Source organism: Burkholderia sp. PAMC 26561, from assembly GCF_001557535.2.
GTDB lineage: Bacteria > Pseudomonadota > Gammaproteobacteria > Burkholderiales > Burkholderiaceae > Caballeronia.
On sequence record NZ_CP014306.1, the window covers coordinates 2,572,293 to 2,588,827 of the forward strand.

The window sequence follows — 16,535 nt, forward strand, 5'->3', positions numbered from 1 at the left end:
CCCTGGGCGCTTCCGTCCTCTCAGACGGCAGCGCCTTTGGCCGCCAGTTGCCGTTGCAGATCGGGCCAGATCCTGGCAACGGCTTCTTCGCCCGCCAGGATCGCCGCATTGCGCTGACTGAAGTCGCTGCCGCTCATGGCGGCGAGGTTCGGGCGAATGACGAAGTCGGCGTATTTATCGAGCTCGTAGGCCTTGATGGTCTGGCCCATGATCGTGAAGGTCTGCATCAGCACGTCGAAAGAGCTCTGCGTCAGCGCCGTTTCCGGACGCGCTGAAATATCCACCGCGATCACGAAGTCCGCACCCATCTTGCGCGCAAAAGCGGCCGGCACCGGACTCACCAGTCCGCCGTCCACATACTCGTGGCCGCCGATCTTCACGGGCTCGAAGATCGACGGCACGCTGCACGATGCACGCACGGCAATGCCCGTATTGCCGCGCTGGAAGAGGATCGGCTGGCCGGTTTTCAGGTCGGTTGCAACGATCCCGAGCGGTTTCGCCATCTTCTCGATCGGCTTGTTATCGAGCGTCTTGTTCAGGTAATTCTGCAGCGCCACGCCTTGCAGGAAACCGCGCGTGCGAAACGGCATGGCCCAGTCGCTGATCGACGCTTCGTCCATGGTGAGCGCGAGTTTGTTGATGGCAATCCCGTTCATCCCCGATGCCGATAACGCCGCGATCACCGATCCCGCGCTCGTGCCGCTCAGCAGGTCCACCTTCACGTTGCGCGCTTCGAGCGCCTTGATCACGCCGATATGCGCGAACCCGCGCGCCGCGCCGCCGCCGAGTGCAAGACCGATGCGGACGGGTCGCTGCGGCGATGTCGCGACCGGCGAAGCCGGCGTGACGCCCGATGTCCCCGCTGAACTGGACGATGTTTGAGATGTGGTAGCCGTCGTGCAGGCGCTAAGGACCGCGGACGCGCAGCCGAGAGAGAACGCCCGGCGGGACAAGCCGGACAGGCGAGGCAAAGGGGGGAGCGTTGGGGAAAGCGGCGATTTCAAGGAGTTCTCCTGCTGTGCGGCGAACGAAGCGTATTTAAGCAGATCAAGCGGATCAAGCGGGAGGCGCGCGTCCGGTCGGCGGACCTGGCCGTTCGGATACGTCGTCCTGTAGCGGCGGACATGATAAAACATGATGACCGGCCGCCGCAGGTCGAAAGTCCCCGGCAGGTATAATTCCATCTCGCATTGAGCGCTTGCAGTGTTAATCAGTAACCGCGCGGAACACGGCGCGAAAACACTTTGCCCCAAGCCGTTCCCCGATGTATCGCCTGTCTGGCAGTCCGTGCCGGCATGCGCATTTGAGCTATCGAGCACACCGCACATGACCCAAGTCCGTACCCGTTTCGCTCCCAGCCCCACAGGCTTCATCCACCTCGGCAACATTCGCTCCGCGCTTTATCCGTGGGCGTTCGCGCGCAAGATGAAGGGCGTTTTCGTGTTGCGTATCGAGGACACCGACCTGGAACGTTCAACCGACGCATCCGTGGACGCCATTCTGGAGGGCATGGAATGGCTCGGCCTCGACTATGACGAAGGTCCGATCTATCAGATGCAGCGCATGGAGCGGTATCGCGAAGTGCTCAAGCAGATGCTCGACAAGGGCCTTGCATACCACTGCTACATGTCGACGGAAGAACTCGACGCATTGCGTGAACGCCAGCGCGCCGCCGGCGAGAAGCCCCGTTACGACGGCACGTGGCGCCCCGAAGAGGGCAAGGTGCTGCCGCCCATTCCCGAAGGCGTGTCGCCCGTGATCCGCTTCCGCAATCCGATTGGCGGCGTGGTGAGCTGGGACGACGCGGTAAAGGGCACCATCGAGATCTCGAATGACGAACTCGACGACCTGGTGATCGCGCGTCCGGACGGCACGCCCACGTACAACTTCTGCGTGGTCGTGGACGACCTCGACATGAAAATCACCCACGTGATTCGCGGCGATGACCACGTGAACAACACGCCGCGGCAGATCAACATCCTGCGTGCGCTGGATGGCGAGGTGCCGGTGTACGCGCACTTGCCGACCGTGCTCAACGAGCAGGGCGAGAAGATGAGCAAACGTCACGGCGCGGTTAGCGTGACGGGGTATCGCGACAGCGGTTACCTGCCGGAAGCGGTGCTGAACTATTTGGCGCGGCTGGGTTGGTCGCACGGCGACGCGGAAATCTTCTCGCGCGAACAGTTTGTGGAGTGGTTCGATCTCGACCATCTGGGCAAGTCCCCGGCGCAATACGACCCAGACCGTCTGAACTGGCTGAATGCGCACTACATCAAGGAAGCCGACAACGCACGGCTCGAGATGCTCACCAAGCCGTTCCTGGCGGACCTGGGCATCGATGCGGCCATGCTGGAACAAGGGCCGGCACTCGAGCTCGTGATCGGGCTGCTGAAGGATCGTGCATCGACGGTAAAGGAGATTGCCGAGAACGCCGCCATGTTCTATCGCGAACCCGTGATCGACCCGGCTGCGCTCGAGCAGCACGTCACCGACGCCGTGCGTCCGGCGCTGGCCGACCTGCGCCATGCACTGAGCGAAGTTGAATGGAACAAGGAGGCGATCTCGGCGGCATTCAAAGCCACGCTGGCGAGCCATAAGCTCAAGATGCCGCATCTGGCCATGCCCGTACGTCTGCTGGTCGCAGGCACCACGCATACGCCCTCTATTGACGCCGTGTTGATGTTGTTCGGACGCGAAACGGTGCTGGCGCGGCTGGAAAAGGGTGCCCCCTGATCCTGGCAACGGACGTGCTCGCGCCGGCAATTTGGAACGGGCACGAACGGTGTCTGATTCACGTGTCCGTTTTGCACCCTGAAGACGATTTATTTTCAGAAGCTGTGGCGAAAGGTATTTACAACTTCAATAGCCCCCTTTAAAATCTCGTTTCTGTTCTGCAAGGGGGGTATAGCTCAGCTGGGAGAGCGCTTGCATGGCATGCAAGAGGTCAGCGGTTCGATCCCGCTTACCTCCACCACGGAATAGAGTGAAGTCAGTTGAAACGCCAAGGCATCGGACAAAAAACACTTCACAAGGTACAAAAAGCTGTTTATAATGTCGTTCTTCGCTGATCACTGAAACAAACTGATTAAACGATTCGAATGATTAAGAAGTCGTTAATCATGGTTAATCAGAAAATAATCAGGGTTTAAGCGAAAATAGTAAAGACATTAACTGAAAAGTTTATGTCCCCTTCGTCTAGAGGCCTAGGACATCACCCTTTCACGGTGAGTACAGGGGTTCGAATCCCCTAGGGGACGCCAAAACATCGGCGGCTGCTAGAAGCGCTGCAAGCTTGATGAGTCGACCAACCTCTCAAGCCGATGAAAAGAAGTGGAGCGGTAGTTCAGTTGGTTAGAATACCGGCCTGTCACGCCGGGGGTCGCGGGTTCGAGTCCCGTCCGCTCCGCCAACGAGTTGTAAGAAAAAATCCAGCCTACGCTGGATTTTTTTCGTTGAGCGTCCGCTTTTCACGCTGGCGTGTTTTACCCTGTTGAACAGGCGCGACAAACGTCGTCAAAAGCGTGTGCCCGGAAAACTCTCCATTGCCAGCGGGCGCGAGCTGACTTAGTGTGGTGACCTGATTCAGTGCTTTTATCGCGCAATGCTCGATCCCACCGAAGCCCTCTCGCCGTTTATGCTGCGCCTCGCGTCGATGGACGATTTTTCGTTCGCCGAAGCGCTCACGCGCAACAACATGAACGGCTACTATCGACGCCACAACCTCGTGTGGCGCAGCGACCTGTTCCTCGGGAGCTGGCGGGAATCCGAAAACTTCGTGCTCGAGTGCGATGGCAAAGCCATTGGCGTGATGCGGGTGACCGAAGAAGACGAGTCGCTTCATATACGCGATGTTCAGGTCGTCGAAGGCTGGCGCCGCACGGGCGCAGGCACGTTCCTCCTGGACACGGCTCACCGATGGGCGCGCGCACGTGGATTGAAAGAAACGCAATTGCGCGTTTTCGTCGATAACCCCGCGGCCCGGCTTTATGTTCGAATGGGCTATAAGCCCGCGGGTTCTCGGCTCGCACAGTTCGGCGCGATCCGGCACATGGTGCGCAGCGTCTGACAAGCTGAATTAATCCCTTTCGTCAACGGTCCGCCACGTCGCGCGGCTCGCTATCGCGGACAAAAAACGCGCGTGGACTTTCGCCGAACGCACGCCTGAACATGGCTGAGAATGCGCTCTGGCTCTGATAGCCCAGCAGCAGCGCGACTTGCGCAAGCGGTCGTCCCTGGCTCAGCAACGGAATGGCGCGCGCCAGCACTGCCTGTTGCCGCCATTGCGAAAAACTCACGCCCAGCTCGCGACGGAACAAACGCGCGATCGTGCGCGTGCTTGCACCCACAAGCGTCGCCCAATGTTCGAGCGAATCGGCGGAAGCGGGGTCCTCCAGCACCGCTTCGCACAACGCGAGCAAGCGTTTGTCCGTGGGCATGGGGATGGAGAGGGGAAGGGGGCGGGATCGCGTGATCTCGTCGAGCGCGAGGGTTCCAAGCAGCCGTTCACGTTCGCGTGAGATGGATGTGTCATTCAGTGCGACCGCCACTTCGCGCAGCAGCGGCGATACTTCCACCACGCGACATGCATCGAGTCCTTCGGGCACGACGCTTTCATCGATATAAAGCGTTCGCAGGAACGCGTCTTCCACGATCACCACTTCATGCGTGACGTTGGGCGGTACCCAAATAGCCCGCGATGGCGGCACCATCCATGTAGAACCTTCTGCGGCGATCCGCAACACGCCGCGCGTCGTACACGCGACCTGCGCCCACGCATGCGTATGACGCGCGATCCGGACGCCCGCCGGCACGGGCCGCGAACGCACGCGGATGGGGTGTGCGGGCGTAGGCGACGATTCGGCCGGAATGTCGAGGTGCTCGACTTCCTCGGCGGTCGGGCTTTCTGTCTGCTGGCGGGCGTGTATAAGCATGCGGTCTCTCGACGAATTTCATCATGATAGTCAATGCAGTGCTGTTTCTGCTCTTGGCATAATGCGCTGGCTTGTCTGCAATCGATAATTCAAGGAATCAAGCGCATGCAACACGTATTCGTCTACGGCACGCTGCGGGCCGGGGAGAGCAATGACATTCACCGCGCGGCCGAGCGCAATGGCGTCGCGGACCCGGTGCTCGTCGGTTCGGGCCGTATCCATGGCCGGCTTTATGATTTCGGCGCATATCCGGGCGTGGTTCTTGATGCCGACGCCTCATCGGTTCATGGCGATGTTTATCGGATAGAAGATACGCTCGTTCCCGTACTCGATGAAATCGAGGAAGTCGTGCCGGGTATCAGCGGACTCTTTCGTAGTGAGCATATGCACATGACGGTGGGGCTCGATGGACCTGCCGAGACGATCGAATGTCTGGTTTATCCGGTGAGCGACGCGGCCGTGCAGGGGCTGCCGCGTATCGATCATGGCGACTGGGTGAGTTACAGGCGAGCGCGATAACTCAGGGTTGGCTTGGGCGTTCTCCGATTCCGTTACTACAATGGAAGACCACACGGAGCGGCGGGGAGCCAGCCATGTTCAAGCACATTCTCGTTCCGACGGACGGGTCGATCCTGTCGCAGAAGGCCATCGACGGCGCGATCGACCTGGCGCAATCGGTGGGCGCGCGGATCACGGCCTACGCCTGCTTGCCGCTCTATCCGTATTCCCCTTTCGCCGATGTCGCGGTCGAACCGCCCAGCGACTTCCATGAGCGATCGGAGCGTGAGGCGCGTGAGCATCTCGCCGCGGTTGAAGCGGCTGCGGCCGCCGCGGGCGTTTCCTGCGATGCCGTGACGAGCGTCGAGTCGGCGCCCTACATCGGAATAATCGATATCGCCGAGCGTGATGGCTGCGATGTGATCTTCATGGCGTCGCACGGACGACGCGGGCTGGGAAGCTTGCTGATCGGCAGCGAAACGCAGCGCGTCCTGACGCATACGAAGATCCCGGTGATCGTGTATCGATAACGCCGCAGCGGGGCGTCGTCTATCTGTTTTCACGTGCAAGCGCGAGGAAGGCGAGGACGGCTCCACTGGTTTCGTTGGCACGACTTAACAGCATCAGATCCGCCGACATCTCCGTTTCTATGATCGGCCGGTAAGTCAGGTTTGGAATCGCGACGCGAGCAACCGGCGCGGGGACAATGGCAACGCCGAACCCTGCCCCTGCGAGCGCGAGCACCGTCAACGTGCTCGACACCCGATGCACCGCCTTGGACTGCGTACCCATTTGCGCGCTCAGCATCGCCACGCTCTTTTCGCCTTCATTGAGACCGTAAAGAATGAGCGTTTCGCTGACCAACGATTTCACCGATACGCGTTTCTTTTTCGCCAGCGGATGATCCTCTGCCATGGCGATCAGCAACGGCCACGCTCCAATCTTTTCCACGATGAGTCGCGGGTCTGGCGTCGACCCCAGACTCGGGCTGTATCCGACATCGAGTTGGCCCGCAAGGATGGCCTCGCTCTGCAAATGCGGCGACATTTCGACCGGCTGCAATTCCGCATCGGGGTAGCGTTGGCGAAACGCGCGCAAGTTGTCTGTCAGCTTGCCGGTCACAACGGCGTTGCCCGCAAAGCCGACCCTGACCGTGCCGGTCTCGCCCCGCAGCGATCGCTGCACAATGTCTTTCGTGCGCTCGGCTTGCGCAAGCGTGCGCCGCGCTTCTACCAGAAGAAGGGATCCCGCCTGCGTGAGTTCGACGTTCCGGCTCGTGCGTACAAAAAGTGCGCCGCCAATTTCTTCTTCGAGCGAGCGTATTTGCATGCTCAGCGCAGGCTGCACGATGTGCAGACGTTGTGCCGCGCGACCAAAGTGCTTCTCTTCTGCAACGGCAACGAAATAACGGAGATGACGCAGGTCCACGATCGATCACTCATCAGAAAAATTGATTAATCGATCATATCAATCTACTTAACGATACGGCTCCAATGCGTGACACTACGTTCACGTTGCGGCGATCGAGAATTCGCTGCCCACTCGCGTTAGAAGGAGATTGACTGTGCAAACGTACCTGGAAGACCGGCTCAGCATTGCAGATTTGATGACCGGATGGATTCACCGCGATCTCGCGCAATGGGACGAGCTGCGCGAACTGTTCCATTCTGACGGCACTATCGAGATCACCTGGTTCGACGGCCGCTTCAGCGATTTCGTCGATGGATCAATGAAAATGGGCGCCTCCGATTTGCGCACCAAGCATTTCATCGCGGGGCCGGTGGTCGAGTTCAACGGCAACAAGGCCATCGTCGAGACCAACGCAATGATCGTTGGCGAGAATGTTCGCCTTGGCTTGGGCTGCAGTTCGCACAACCGCTTCTACGATCGGGTCGAAAAGCGCAATGGCGTCTGGAAGATCGTGAGGCGCCAGAGCATTTACGACATGGGGTCGTTCACGTTCCCGCGCGGTATCGTCGAGATTGACGCAGCGGCCGTTGAAAAGCACCCGCGCGAATACGCACCGCTCGCTTATCTGCTCGAGAAAAGCGGCTTTCCTGTACAAAAGACCTTCGCCACCAAAGGTAGCGACCTGGAGAAGAGAATGAAGGCGGAAGGGCAGGCCTGGCTGGCGGGCTGAACAGCAGCGGTGTCAGCCACGTAGAAAAGGGCATACGGTTTTTGACCGTATGCCCTTTGCAAGCCTTAAACGTCAAGCCTCAAACCAAGCGTAGCCTTTTAAGCCACTTTTTCCTCGAAGAACTGTTCGTCTTCGGTAGAACCGTGCAACGCCGTCGTCGAGGCTTCTTTTTCGACCGCCTGCGTGACGGCATCGAAATACCCCGTGCCCACTTCACGCTGATGCTTCACAGCCGTGAATCCCTTTTCAGCCGCGGCGAACTCCGCTTCCTGCATTTCGACGAACGCGCTCATCTGGTTGCGCGCATAGCCGTGGGCGAGATTGAACATCGAATAATTCAACGCGTGGAAGCCGGCGAGCGTGATGAACTGGAACTTGTAGCCCATCGCGCCGAGTTCCTTCTGGAACTTCGCGATGGTCGCATCGTCCAGATTCTTCTTCCAGTTGAACGAAGGCGAGCAGTTGTATGAAAGCAGCTTGCCCGGAAATTCGCGATGAATCGCTTCGGCAAATTTTTTCGCATATGCCAGATCCGGCTTGCCGGTTTCGCACCAGATCATGTCGGCGTACGGTGCGTATGCAAGACCACGCGATACCGCTTGTTCCAGGCCCGGCTTCGTGCGGAAAAATCCTTCGATAGTGCGTTCACCGGTGAGGAAAGGCTTGTCGTTTTCATCCACATCCGATGTGACCAGGTCAGCGGCTTCGGCATCCGTCCGTGCAAGCAGGATCGTGCGCGTGCCTGACACGTCGGCGGCCAGTCGCGCGGCCGTGAGTTTGGCGACGTTCTCACGCGTCGGCACCAGCACCTTGCCGCCCATGTGTCCGCATTTTTTCACCGATGCCAACTGGTCCTCGAAATGCACGCCGGCCGCGCCGGCTTCGATCATTGCCTTCATCAGTTCGAACGCATTCAGCACGCCGCCGAAACCGGCTTCGGCATCGGCTACGATCGGCTGGAAGAAGTCGAGATAACCTTCCTCGCCGGGGTTCTTGCCTTCCGACCACTGGATCTGATCGGCGCGCGTCAGCGTGTTGTTGATGCGCTTGACGACGAGCGGCACCGAGTTTGCCGGATACAGCGACTGGTCCGGATACATTTCGCCCGCGACGTTCGCGTCGCCTGCCACTTGCCAACCGGACAAGTAGATTGCCTTCAGGCCCGCTTTCACTTGCTGCATGGCCTGGTTGCCCGTCAGCGCGCCGAGTGCGTTGACGAACGGCTCTTCATGGATCGATGCCCACAGTTTTTCCGCTCCGCGTTTTGCCAGCGTATGTTCCACCGGCACCGAGCCGCGCAGGCGCACGACGTCATCGGCCGAGTAGCTGCGCGTGATGCCTTTCCAACGCGGGTCCGTATCCCATTGCTTCTGGAGTTCCTGAGCTTGTTGTTGACGCGACATGGCGTTTCTCCTTTGATTGCTGATAAGTAACCGGATGGTCATCTGGCCGAACAAGCAGGGCGGTGCTGCTTCCTGTTGCTCAACTCTTATATAAGAGTCTAGTGAGATGAAGACATCCGATCCAGCCTTTAAACGGAGATTTCACATAAAAATAGTATATATAAATCATAAGGATGGAGCAGAAATTTCACATCGAGAAATGACCTCTTTCATCCTGAGATTCCGAAATTTGTGCCGTGCACCAACAATTTCGCCGCCCGCAACCTCTTTCCACATCGTGAAACGTCGACCACAGGCGAAAAAAAACCGATGCACGAGGGCATCGGTTTTTTTAATCGAACAAGGCGTGCAAGGCGCACGCCACGCTCTGGCTACATTTAGCTGCCACGACGCGGAGCGCGCGGGCCGTCATTGCGACGTGCTGCATAACCATCGCGCGAACCGCCGCCGAAGCCCGAACCGCCATCACGCGATCCACCGCCGCTGCGATAGCCGTCACGCGAACCACCATCACGCGAGTCACGTGCACCAGCGCTCGCCGGCTTGTTGCCCCAGCCACCCGGTTTGCCCGTACCGCTGCTGCTGCCGCCGCCACTACCAAAACGACGGCCCGCGCCAGCACCTGCACCACCGCCCGGACGGCCACGGCCGCCAAAGCCCGGACGACCACCGCCACCAGCGGGAGCCGAACGACGCGGTTCGAAGCCGACAATGACGCTCACTGCCAACGGCAGACGAACGAAACGCTCGATGCGCTTGAGCGCGCCTTGCTCTGCATGGTGCACGAGGCTGATTGCCGTGCCCGTACGGCCAGCACGGCCCGTACGACCGATACGGTGAACATAGTCTTCCGCGAACTTCGGCAGATCGTAGTTGAACACGTGCGTGATGCCGGGGATGTCGATACCGCGAGCCGCGACATCGGTTGCCACCAGCACGCGCACCTTGCGTTCACGCAGCGCACGGATCGTGCGGTTACGCGCGCCTTGCGGCAGATCGCCGTGCAGTGCAGCCGATTCAAAACCAGCGTCCGACAGACGGATAGCCAGTTGGTCAGCGTCGTTCTTGGTTGCCGTGAAAACGATAGCCTGGTCGAGGCCTTCATCGCGCAACAGATGGTCGAGCAGACGATCCTTGTGATCGCGGTCATCGACGTAATGCACTGTCTGCGCAATGTTGTTCTGTGCTTCGAGCTTTTGAATGATCTCGATGCGTTCCGGGTTCTTCAACAGGCGGCCGGTCAGCGAGCTGATCTTGCCGTCGATGGTCGCCGAGAACAGCAGCGTCTGACGCGAAGCGGGCGTAGCGGCAACAATGGTCTCGATGTCGTCGATGAAACCCATGTCCAGCATGCGGTCGGCTTCGTCGAGCACGAGCATTTGCAGTTGCGACAGGTCAATACGGCCGCGTTCCAGGTGATCCAGCAGACGGCCCGGCGTTGCAACCAGGATTTCCGGGTTCTTCGCGAGCAGCATCAATTGCTGGCCATAGGCAACGCCACCCAGGATGCTGACGGTACGCAGCCGGCGCAGGTGCTTGCCGTACGTGGTTGCAGCAGCGGTAACCTGCATGGCGAGTTCGCGCGTGGGCGTCAGAACCAGCATGGTCGGACGAGCGACCGGCTGCTGGCGGCGTGCCGGACGCGCATTCGGGTCATGCGGCTCACGGGGAGCTGCGGCCTTGGTTTTTTCGAGTTGCGAAAAACGTTCGATAGCCGGCAGCATGAACGCTGCCGTCTTGCCCGAACCGGTCGGGCTGGACACCAGCAAGTCACGGCCGGCGAGCGCTGCGGGAATTGCGCGCTGCTGAACCGGGGTCGGTACTTGATAGCCGGAAGCGGTCAGCGCAACGACGATCTCGGGCGACAGGCCGAGCGACTCGAAGCTCGGGCCAGTCTGCACAGCGATTGCGGCGGCGACAGGCGCTACTGATGAAATGGGGGTGGGAGCAGCCGGCGAAGCAGATGCTGCGGGCATGGCGGGTGTATCGGCGCCTAGTGCCTGTGCAGCGATGGAGTCCAGCGGGCTGTTGGTGTTGCTCGAAGTCATGTCGATCCTTGAAACGGGGAATAAGGCGTGTGGCGCCAATCGGCATACCCAAGTCGTCAGATTCAGCGAGCAAAGAAGCAGCGAGCAAATCGAAAAACGGGGGCAGCTCGCAACAATGAAGGCGAGCTTTTCGTTAGAAGCTGTATCGGATTCGACAGGCCGAGGCGGCGTTGTCGTCAGCCTGATGCATGATCGGCCGAAGAAGGCCTAGCAGGGAGGGGACAGTTTCTAAACTGGATTGGAGCAAAACGCTACGAGGCGCCGCGCTGCGTGCGATGAACTGACCTCAAACATCAACTCACCCGGTCACAGTGAAGCGCAGGCAACAGTATATCGGGAATTGTTGCGCTGCGCCAGATTTTAAGACAGTTTGATTCGATTGGCGCTTCACCCGCTGCAAAGTTGCGGGCGTTCTTACCAGTGCTTACGCAGATTCGCCATCTTTCAGCGATTCCACCAGTTCCACATATTGCTGCTTGGCCGTGTCCTGCGATGTGCCAGTTAGCGCTGACCAGGCGTCGTACTTGTACTTCCCGACAATATCGGCGAAACCGGGCTTGTCGCCGTCCGCATCGCCCACGCTGCCTTGCTTGAACAGCGCGTAAAGGCGCAGCAAGGTGAGATTGCCCGGACGTTCAGGCAAATCCTTGACATCGGCCTGGGCTTTTGCGAACTGCGCATCGATATCGCTCATTCTTGGTCTCCGTAATTGCTGGTTCAGGGCGATCGATCATAGCAAGCGTACTCAAAGCAGATTTCGAAGGTTTATTCCAAAATCGTCGCAGAGGGAATTACCAGGAACCGGCGTGAGCAGGCACTCACGCACCCTTCGACGCCGACGCCACGCATTACAATAGCGGCTATGACACGTACCGTTTTGCTCGCTCTCGATACATCGACCGAATTCTGCTCGGTCGCGCTGCTGGTCGCCGGTCCGGCGGCCGACTCGGCATATCGAAACCCTCCGCACCATGTTTCCGGCGAAATCCGCGTCTGGTTCAGCCATGAAATGACCGGGCCGGTCTCCAGCACGCGTTTGCTGCCCGCTATCCGCGAACTGTTCGATGAAGCAGGTCTTAAGCTCGCCGATTGCAGCGCGATCGCCTTTGGCGCCGGGCCGGGATCGTTCACGGGCTTGCGTACGGCAACAGGCGTGGCGCAGGGGCTCGCGTTCGGTTTGAGTGTGCCGGTTGTCCCAATCGGAACCTTGCTTGCGTGCGCCGAGTTCGCGCGGCTGCATGATCCAGCGGTCACACGCGTGCTCGCAGCACTCGACGCCCGCATGAACGAGGCGTACTGGGCAGATTTCCGCTGGGGCGACGCCACGAACGAATGGGTCACGATCCAGGCGGCATCGCTGGATGTTCCTGGCGCGATTGCGGCGCCCGATGTTCCGTTCGTGCTTGCGGGCAATGCAGCCGCCGCATTCGGCGATGTTTTATCGCTCCAGCAATCGGCCGCATGCCGAGTCGACTTCGATGCGCTTCCCCATGCCTTGCCTGTCGCGCTCGCCGGCCTCCGCGCGTTTCGCGACGGCCGCACGGTCGCGCCGGACCAGGCTGCGCCGGAATATGTGCGCAACAAGGTCGCGCAAACCACGGCCGAGCGCATGGACGCGCGGGCAGCCAAAGACGCCGCCGCTCAACTGGATTCCCAGGCCGCTTCCGCCGCGGAGCCGTTACGGTGAGCGGCGTGTTGCTCGCCGATCGCTATCTGTCTCCCATGACGGAGGCCGATCTCGATGAAGTCGCCGCCATCGAAAAGATTGCGTATGAATTTCCGTGGAGCCGCGGCAATTTCCAGGATTCGCTGCGCAATGGCTACTTCGGCGTGTGTCTGCGCCACGTCACCGGCACGTTGCTCGGTTATTGCGTGCTCATGCCGGTCGTCGATGAAATGCATCTGCTGAATCTTTGCGTCGCGCCGCAAGCACAACATGCGGGCGCCGGGCTGACGCTGTTGCGCGAAGCGGTGCGCATTTCGAAGCACCAGAAGCTCGATGGCGTGCTGCTGGAAGTGCGGCCCTCGAACCCGCGCGCCATATGGCTTTACGAGCGCTTCGGATTTATGACCATCGGGCGTCGGAAGAACTATTACCCGGCGCGGCATCGTTCGCGCGAGGATGCGCTTGTCATGCGCCTGACGTTTTCAAGGGAGGCCGCCGATGGCGCTGCATAAGTCGATGCTCGACGAGTTTGGACTCGGGACTATCTGGGTGAGGCGGGGAACGCAGCCGGTCGAAACGGCTGTGGAACCCGATGCAGTCGCGCCCGAAAGATCGACAGCCGTTCCGTTGAACCGCGCAGCGGCGGCTGAACTTGCTGAACTCGAGCGCGCCGCGCCGGGCGCGCCGCAGCGTAGCGCCAGCGAGACCTTGACCGCGCTCGATGCCGTGCTTTCCGCGGCGCAAAAGAGCCGAAACGTTGCACGAGAAACGCGAGAAGCGCGAGAAACGCCAGAAGCGTCAGAAGCGCCGGTGGTGGCGAAGTCCGATCCGCAGGAACCGCCTGCCTTCGATGACATTCCGTGGATCGACGATCTTCCGCAACACATGCCGCCCGAACCGGAAGCCATCGATGAAACCGCGAACGACATTGCGTCCCTCGACTGGGACACGCTTGCCGCCCGCGTCTCCGTTTGCGAGCGCTGCAAGTTATGCGAGCGGCGCACGAACTCGGTTTTCGGCGTGGGCGACCGTGATGCCGACTGGATGCTGATCGGCGAAGCACCGGGCGAAAACGAGGACAAGCTAGGGGAGCCGTTCGTCGGGCAGGCGGGCAAGCTGCTCGACAGCATGTTGCATGCGGTGGCGTTATCGCGTGAAGACAATGTGTTTATCGCGAACGTGATCAAGTGCCGCCCGCCCGGCAACCGTAATCCTGAACTCGATGAAGTCGCGCGTTGCGAGCCGTATCTGAAGCGTCAGGTCGCACTGGTGAAGCCAAAGCTGATCGTCGCGCTGGGACGTTTCGCGGCGCAAAGTCTGCTGAAGACCGAGGCGAGCATTGCGTCGCTGCGCGGGCGGGTGCATGACTATGAGGGCGTGCCGGTCATCGTGACGTATCACCCCGCGTATCTGCTGCGCAGCTTGCCCGACAAAGCCAAGGCGTGGGCCGACCTATGCCTCGCTCAGGCGACTTATCGCGAGTCGCTGAAGGTGGCGAACGGCGCGTGAGCTTCGCCGGCGCGGTTGCGCGATTCAACGATGCTGCCGTCCGGGATCTCGCGTGGCTACTGTTCTCACCTGACTTGCTGAGCGCGTCACATGCGGGCGCGCCGCTGGCGTGTCCTGTCGAAAGCGATAAGCGCGCAGCCGTTTCAGGCTGGCTCGAAGCGCTCGATGACAATCCCGAAGCGCTTCACGCGCTGGTCCGCAAACCGTCGCTGAGACGGCTCGGTCTCTATGCCGAGGCCTTGCTCGAATACTTTTTGACGCATGGACCCAATGCACGGCTGATCGCCGCCAACGTGCCGTTGCGCGCAGCAGGGCAGACCCTCGGCGAGGTCGATTTCCTCTTGCACAACGCCCGGCGCGAACGTCTGCATTGGGAGCTTGCCGTGAAGTTCTATCTGCATATCGGCGAGGGTGCGGCCGCGTTATCCGATTATGTCGGACCCAATCTGCAGGATCGCTTCGACCTGAAGCATGACCGGCTCTTGCATCATCAACTCGGTTTGAGCGCGCGCGATGAATTCGCATCGCTCGGATTCGAAGGACCGTGGCGCGCTGAACTGTTCGTCAAGGGCAGGCTGTTTTATCGACAATGCGCCGCGCCGACGCTGCCCCCCGAACTCGCCGACGATCATTTGCGCGGCTGGTGGATGACGGTATCGGAGTGGCAGGAGTCGAAAGGAGACGAGGCCTTTGCCGTTGTGCCGAGACTTGCGTGGCTGGCGGAACGGTCGTTGTCGAACGAAGAAGCCGGAACGCTGACCTTCGATGCCGGCGCGCTGACATCGCCGACCATGGTCGCAAATTACGACCGGAGCGCCGGCGATATCTGGCGCGAGCGCTCGCGTGGTTTTATCGTGCCGGATGAATGGCCCGAACGCGCGCTGCGTTATGCGCGCCTCACCACCACTTGAAGAAATGATGCACAGGCCCGACGCCGTGCCCGACTTCGAGTCGCGCGCTCTGTTCGATCGCGCCGGTCAGATAAAGCTTGGCATCGGCGGTTGCGGCGGCGAGCGAGTCGCGCTGCGGCAATAACGCGGCGATCGACGACGACAACGTGCATCCCGTCCCATGCGTGTTTTTCACCGGCACGCGCGGACCGCACAGCCGTAGCGAACCACTTGCCTCGATGAGCCAGTCGGGACTGTCGGGGGCGCTCAGATGGCCGCCTTTCATCAGCACGGCCTTCGCACCCATCGCCCGCAGCGCTTCGCCCTGGCGCACCATTGTTTCTTCGTCTTCCGCTGACACGTCGTTCAATAGCGCCGCCGCTTCCGGCAGGTTCGGCGTGACGATGGTGGCCAGCGGCAATAATTCATCGCGTAACGCGGCGACGGCTTCCGGTGCGAGCAACGCATGATGACTCTTGGAAATCATGACCGTGTCGAGCACGACATGCGCCGGTTGGTATCGACGCAACGCTATCGCAACCGCGCGCACCACATCGGCGTTGGCGAGCATGCCGATCTTCACGGCATCGATACGGATATCGTCGAAAACAGCGTCCAGTTGCGCCGTGACGAACGACGCATCCGGCGTGTGGATCGCCGTCACGCCGCGCGTGTTTTGCGCGGTAAGGGCGGTGATCACCGACAAACCATATGCGCCGAGCGCCGAAAACGCCTTCAGGTCGGCCTGGATACCCGCACCGCCGCCCGAGTCGGAACCGGCGATGGTGAGAACGTTGGGGATCGAATGGGTCATGATGTCCGGGAATTTTCAGCGCGCAATTGCTGCGCGGCGAGACGTGGATCGGCGGCCTTGCAGATCGCCGATACCACCGCGATTCCGCCCGGTTTTGCGCGTTTGACATGCCCGGCGTTGCTCAACTGGATGCCGCCGATAGCCACCGTCGGATGCAACGACCGCGCACACAGCGCCGCAAACCCTTCTATACCCAGCGCCGCCGATGCATCCGGCTTCGTGGGGGTGTCGAACACGGGTCCGACGCCGACGTAATCGATCATCGTGCCGAGCGGATTGGCGTCATCGACTTCGCGTTCATCCGATACCGACAGACCGATCAGCGCACGCGGTCCGAGCAGCTTCCGGGCAACCGCTGGCGGCAGATCCTTCTGCCCGATATGCACGCCATCGGCGCCGCAGGCGAGCGCGACATCGATGTGATCGTTGATGATCAGCGGCACGGCAAACTGGCGCGTGATCGGCAGCAGATCCGAGGCGAGCGCGAGCCACGCGCGCTTGTGCCATTGCGGCGCGCGCAGTTGCACGATCGTGACGCCGCCTTCAAGCGCGGCTTGCGCGATGGCGAGCGAGCCCGCATGTCCGCCGCACTGCACAGGGTCGAGCACGAGATAAAGCGAGAGATCGAGGTTCATA

At 60.5% G+C, this 16,535-nt stretch carries 17 protein-coding genes and 3 tRNA genes; 12 read left to right on the top strand and 8 right to left on the bottom strand.

The window, feature by feature from the left end; all coding sequences use genetic code 11:
- Nucleotides 1–20 precede the first annotated feature (20 nt).
- Nucleotides 21–1,136 (bottom strand): patatin-like phospholipase family protein, encoded by a 1,116-nt coding sequence (locus AXG89_RS11840; RefSeq protein WP_082771464.1) that lies wholly within the window; start codon nt 1,134–1,136, stop codon nt 21–23.
- 190 nt (nt 1,137–1,326) lie between these two features.
- Here AXG89_RS11840 and gltX point away from each other — a divergent pair, with 190 nt between their 5' ends.
- From gltX to AXG89_RS11865, 5 genes are all read left to right on the top strand, one after another.
- Nucleotides 1,327–2,733 (top strand): glutamate--tRNA ligase, encoded by a 1,407-nt coding sequence (gene gltX, locus AXG89_RS11845; RefSeq protein WP_061999116.1) that lies wholly within the window; start codon nt 1,327–1,329, stop codon nt 2,731–2,733.
- A 165-nt stretch (nt 2,734–2,898) separates the two neighbouring features.
- Nucleotides 2,899–2,974: transfer RNA gene (locus AXG89_RS11850), tRNA-Ala, on the top strand.
- Nucleotides 2,975–3,184: 210 nt separating this feature from the next.
- Nucleotides 3,185–3,260: transfer RNA gene (locus AXG89_RS11855), tRNA-Glu, on the top strand.
- Between the two features lie 72 nt (nt 3,261–3,332).
- Nucleotides 3,333–3,409: transfer RNA gene (locus AXG89_RS11860), tRNA-Asp, on the top strand.
- 192 nt (nt 3,410–3,601) lie between these two features.
- Nucleotides 3,602–4,066, top strand: a complete 465-nt coding sequence (locus AXG89_RS11865) for a GNAT family N-acetyltransferase (RefSeq protein ID WP_056352642.1) — start codon at nt 3,602–3,604, stop codon at nt 4,064–4,066.
- 22 nt (nt 4,067–4,088) lie between these two features.
- Here the strand turns inward: AXG89_RS11865 and AXG89_RS11870 are convergent, their stop codons facing one another.
- A complete protein-coding gene (locus tag AXG89_RS11870; protein WP_062169778.1) occupies nt 4,089–4,931 on the bottom strand; it encodes an AraC family transcriptional regulator in 843 nt (280 codons plus the stop codon).
- 105 nt (nt 4,932–5,036) lie between these two features.
- Between AXG89_RS11870 and AXG89_RS11875 the strand changes: the two genes are divergently transcribed.
- Nucleotides 5,037–5,450 carry a gamma-glutamylcyclotransferase family protein gene (locus AXG89_RS11875; RefSeq protein ID WP_062169779.1) on the top strand — a complete coding sequence of 138 codons (414 nt, stop codon included), beginning with the start codon at nt 5,037–5,039 and terminating at the stop codon, nt 5,448–5,450.
- A 74-nt stretch (nt 5,451–5,524) separates the two neighbouring features.
- Nucleotides 5,525–5,959, top strand: a complete 435-nt coding sequence (locus tag AXG89_RS11880; protein ID WP_062169780.1) for a universal stress protein — start codon at nt 5,525–5,527, stop codon at nt 5,957–5,959.
- A gap of 19 nt (nt 5,960–5,978) precedes the next feature.
- Here AXG89_RS11880 and AXG89_RS11885 read toward each other — a convergent pair whose 3' ends face one another.
- On the bottom strand, nt 5,979–6,857 hold the full coding sequence (locus AXG89_RS11885; RefSeq protein WP_062169781.1) for a LysR substrate-binding domain-containing protein: 879 nt from the start codon (nt 6,855–6,857) through the stop codon (nt 5,979–5,981).
- Nucleotides 6,858–6,993: 136 nt separating this feature from the next.
- Here AXG89_RS11885 and AXG89_RS11890 point away from each other — a divergent pair, with 136 nt between their 5' ends.
- Entirely contained in the window at nt 6,994–7,569 is a 576-nt protein-coding gene (locus AXG89_RS11890; RefSeq protein ID WP_061999121.1) for a nuclear transport factor 2 family protein, read from the top strand.
- A 98-nt stretch (nt 7,570–7,667) separates the two neighbouring features.
- Here the strand turns inward: AXG89_RS11890 and aceA are convergent, their stop codons facing one another.
- The 3 genes from aceA to AXG89_RS11910 form a co-directional block, all read right to left on the bottom strand.
- A complete protein-coding gene (gene aceA / locus AXG89_RS11895) occupies nt 7,668–8,972 on the bottom strand; it encodes an isocitrate lyase (RefSeq protein WP_061999122.1) in 1,305 nt (434 codons plus the stop codon).
- Nucleotides 8,973–9,349: 377 nt separating this feature from the next.
- Nucleotides 9,350–11,020 (bottom strand): DEAD/DEAH box helicase, encoded by a 1,671-nt coding sequence (locus AXG89_RS11900; protein ID WP_062169782.1) that lies wholly within the window; start codon nt 11,018–11,020, stop codon nt 9,350–9,352.
- Nucleotides 11,021–11,444: 424 nt separating this feature from the next.
- Nucleotides 11,445–11,714 carry an acyl-CoA-binding protein gene (locus tag AXG89_RS11910; RefSeq protein ID WP_062169784.1) on the bottom strand — a complete coding sequence of 90 codons (270 nt, stop codon included), beginning with the start codon at nt 11,712–11,714 and terminating at the stop codon, nt 11,445–11,447.
- A 168-nt stretch (nt 11,715–11,882) separates the two neighbouring features.
- Here AXG89_RS11910 and tsaB point away from each other — a divergent pair, with 168 nt between their 5' ends.
- From tsaB to AXG89_RS11930, 4 genes are read left to right on the top strand one after another with little or no spacing between them, the layout of a single operon-like run.
- The gene (tsaB, locus tag AXG89_RS11915; protein ID WP_062169785.1) at nt 11,883–12,707 is read left to right on the top strand and encodes a tRNA (adenosine(37)-N6)-threonylcarbamoyltransferase complex dimerization subunit type 1 TsaB; all 825 of its coding nucleotides are present in this window, start codon (nt 11,883–11,885) and stop codon (nt 12,705–12,707) included.
- Complete coding sequence (gene rimI, locus AXG89_RS11920; RefSeq protein ID WP_061999127.1) at nt 12,704–13,198, top strand: ribosomal protein S18-alanine N-acetyltransferase; 495 nt, start codon at nt 12,704–12,706, stop codon at nt 13,196–13,198. Before tsaB ends, rimI begins: the two co-directional genes overlap by 4 nt.
- A complete protein-coding gene (locus tag AXG89_RS11925) occupies nt 13,185–14,195 on the top strand; it encodes a uracil-DNA glycosylase (RefSeq protein ID WP_062169786.1) in 1,011 nt (336 codons plus the stop codon). Before rimI ends, AXG89_RS11925 begins: the two co-directional genes overlap by 14 nt.
- Entirely contained in the window at nt 14,192–15,106 is a 915-nt protein-coding gene (locus tag AXG89_RS11930; RefSeq protein ID WP_236873333.1) for a DUF1853 family protein, read from the top strand. The genes AXG89_RS11925 and AXG89_RS11930 overlap by 4 nt, the downstream gene beginning before the upstream one ends.
- Here the strand turns inward: AXG89_RS11930 and thiD are convergent.
- The gene (gene thiD, locus AXG89_RS11935) at nt 15,093–15,899 is read right to left on the bottom strand and encodes a bifunctional hydroxymethylpyrimidine kinase/phosphomethylpyrimidine kinase (protein WP_062169788.1); all 807 of its coding nucleotides are present in this window, start codon (nt 15,897–15,899) and stop codon (nt 15,093–15,095) included. The genes AXG89_RS11930 and thiD overlap by 14 nt on opposite strands.
- The gene (gene thiE, locus AXG89_RS11940; RefSeq protein WP_062169789.1) at nt 15,896–16,534 is read right to left on the bottom strand and encodes a thiamine phosphate synthase; all 639 of its coding nucleotides are present in this window, start codon (nt 16,532–16,534) and stop codon (nt 15,896–15,898) included. Before thiE ends, thiD begins: the two co-directional genes overlap by 4 nt.
- Between the last annotated feature and the right edge of the window lies 1 nt (nt 16,535).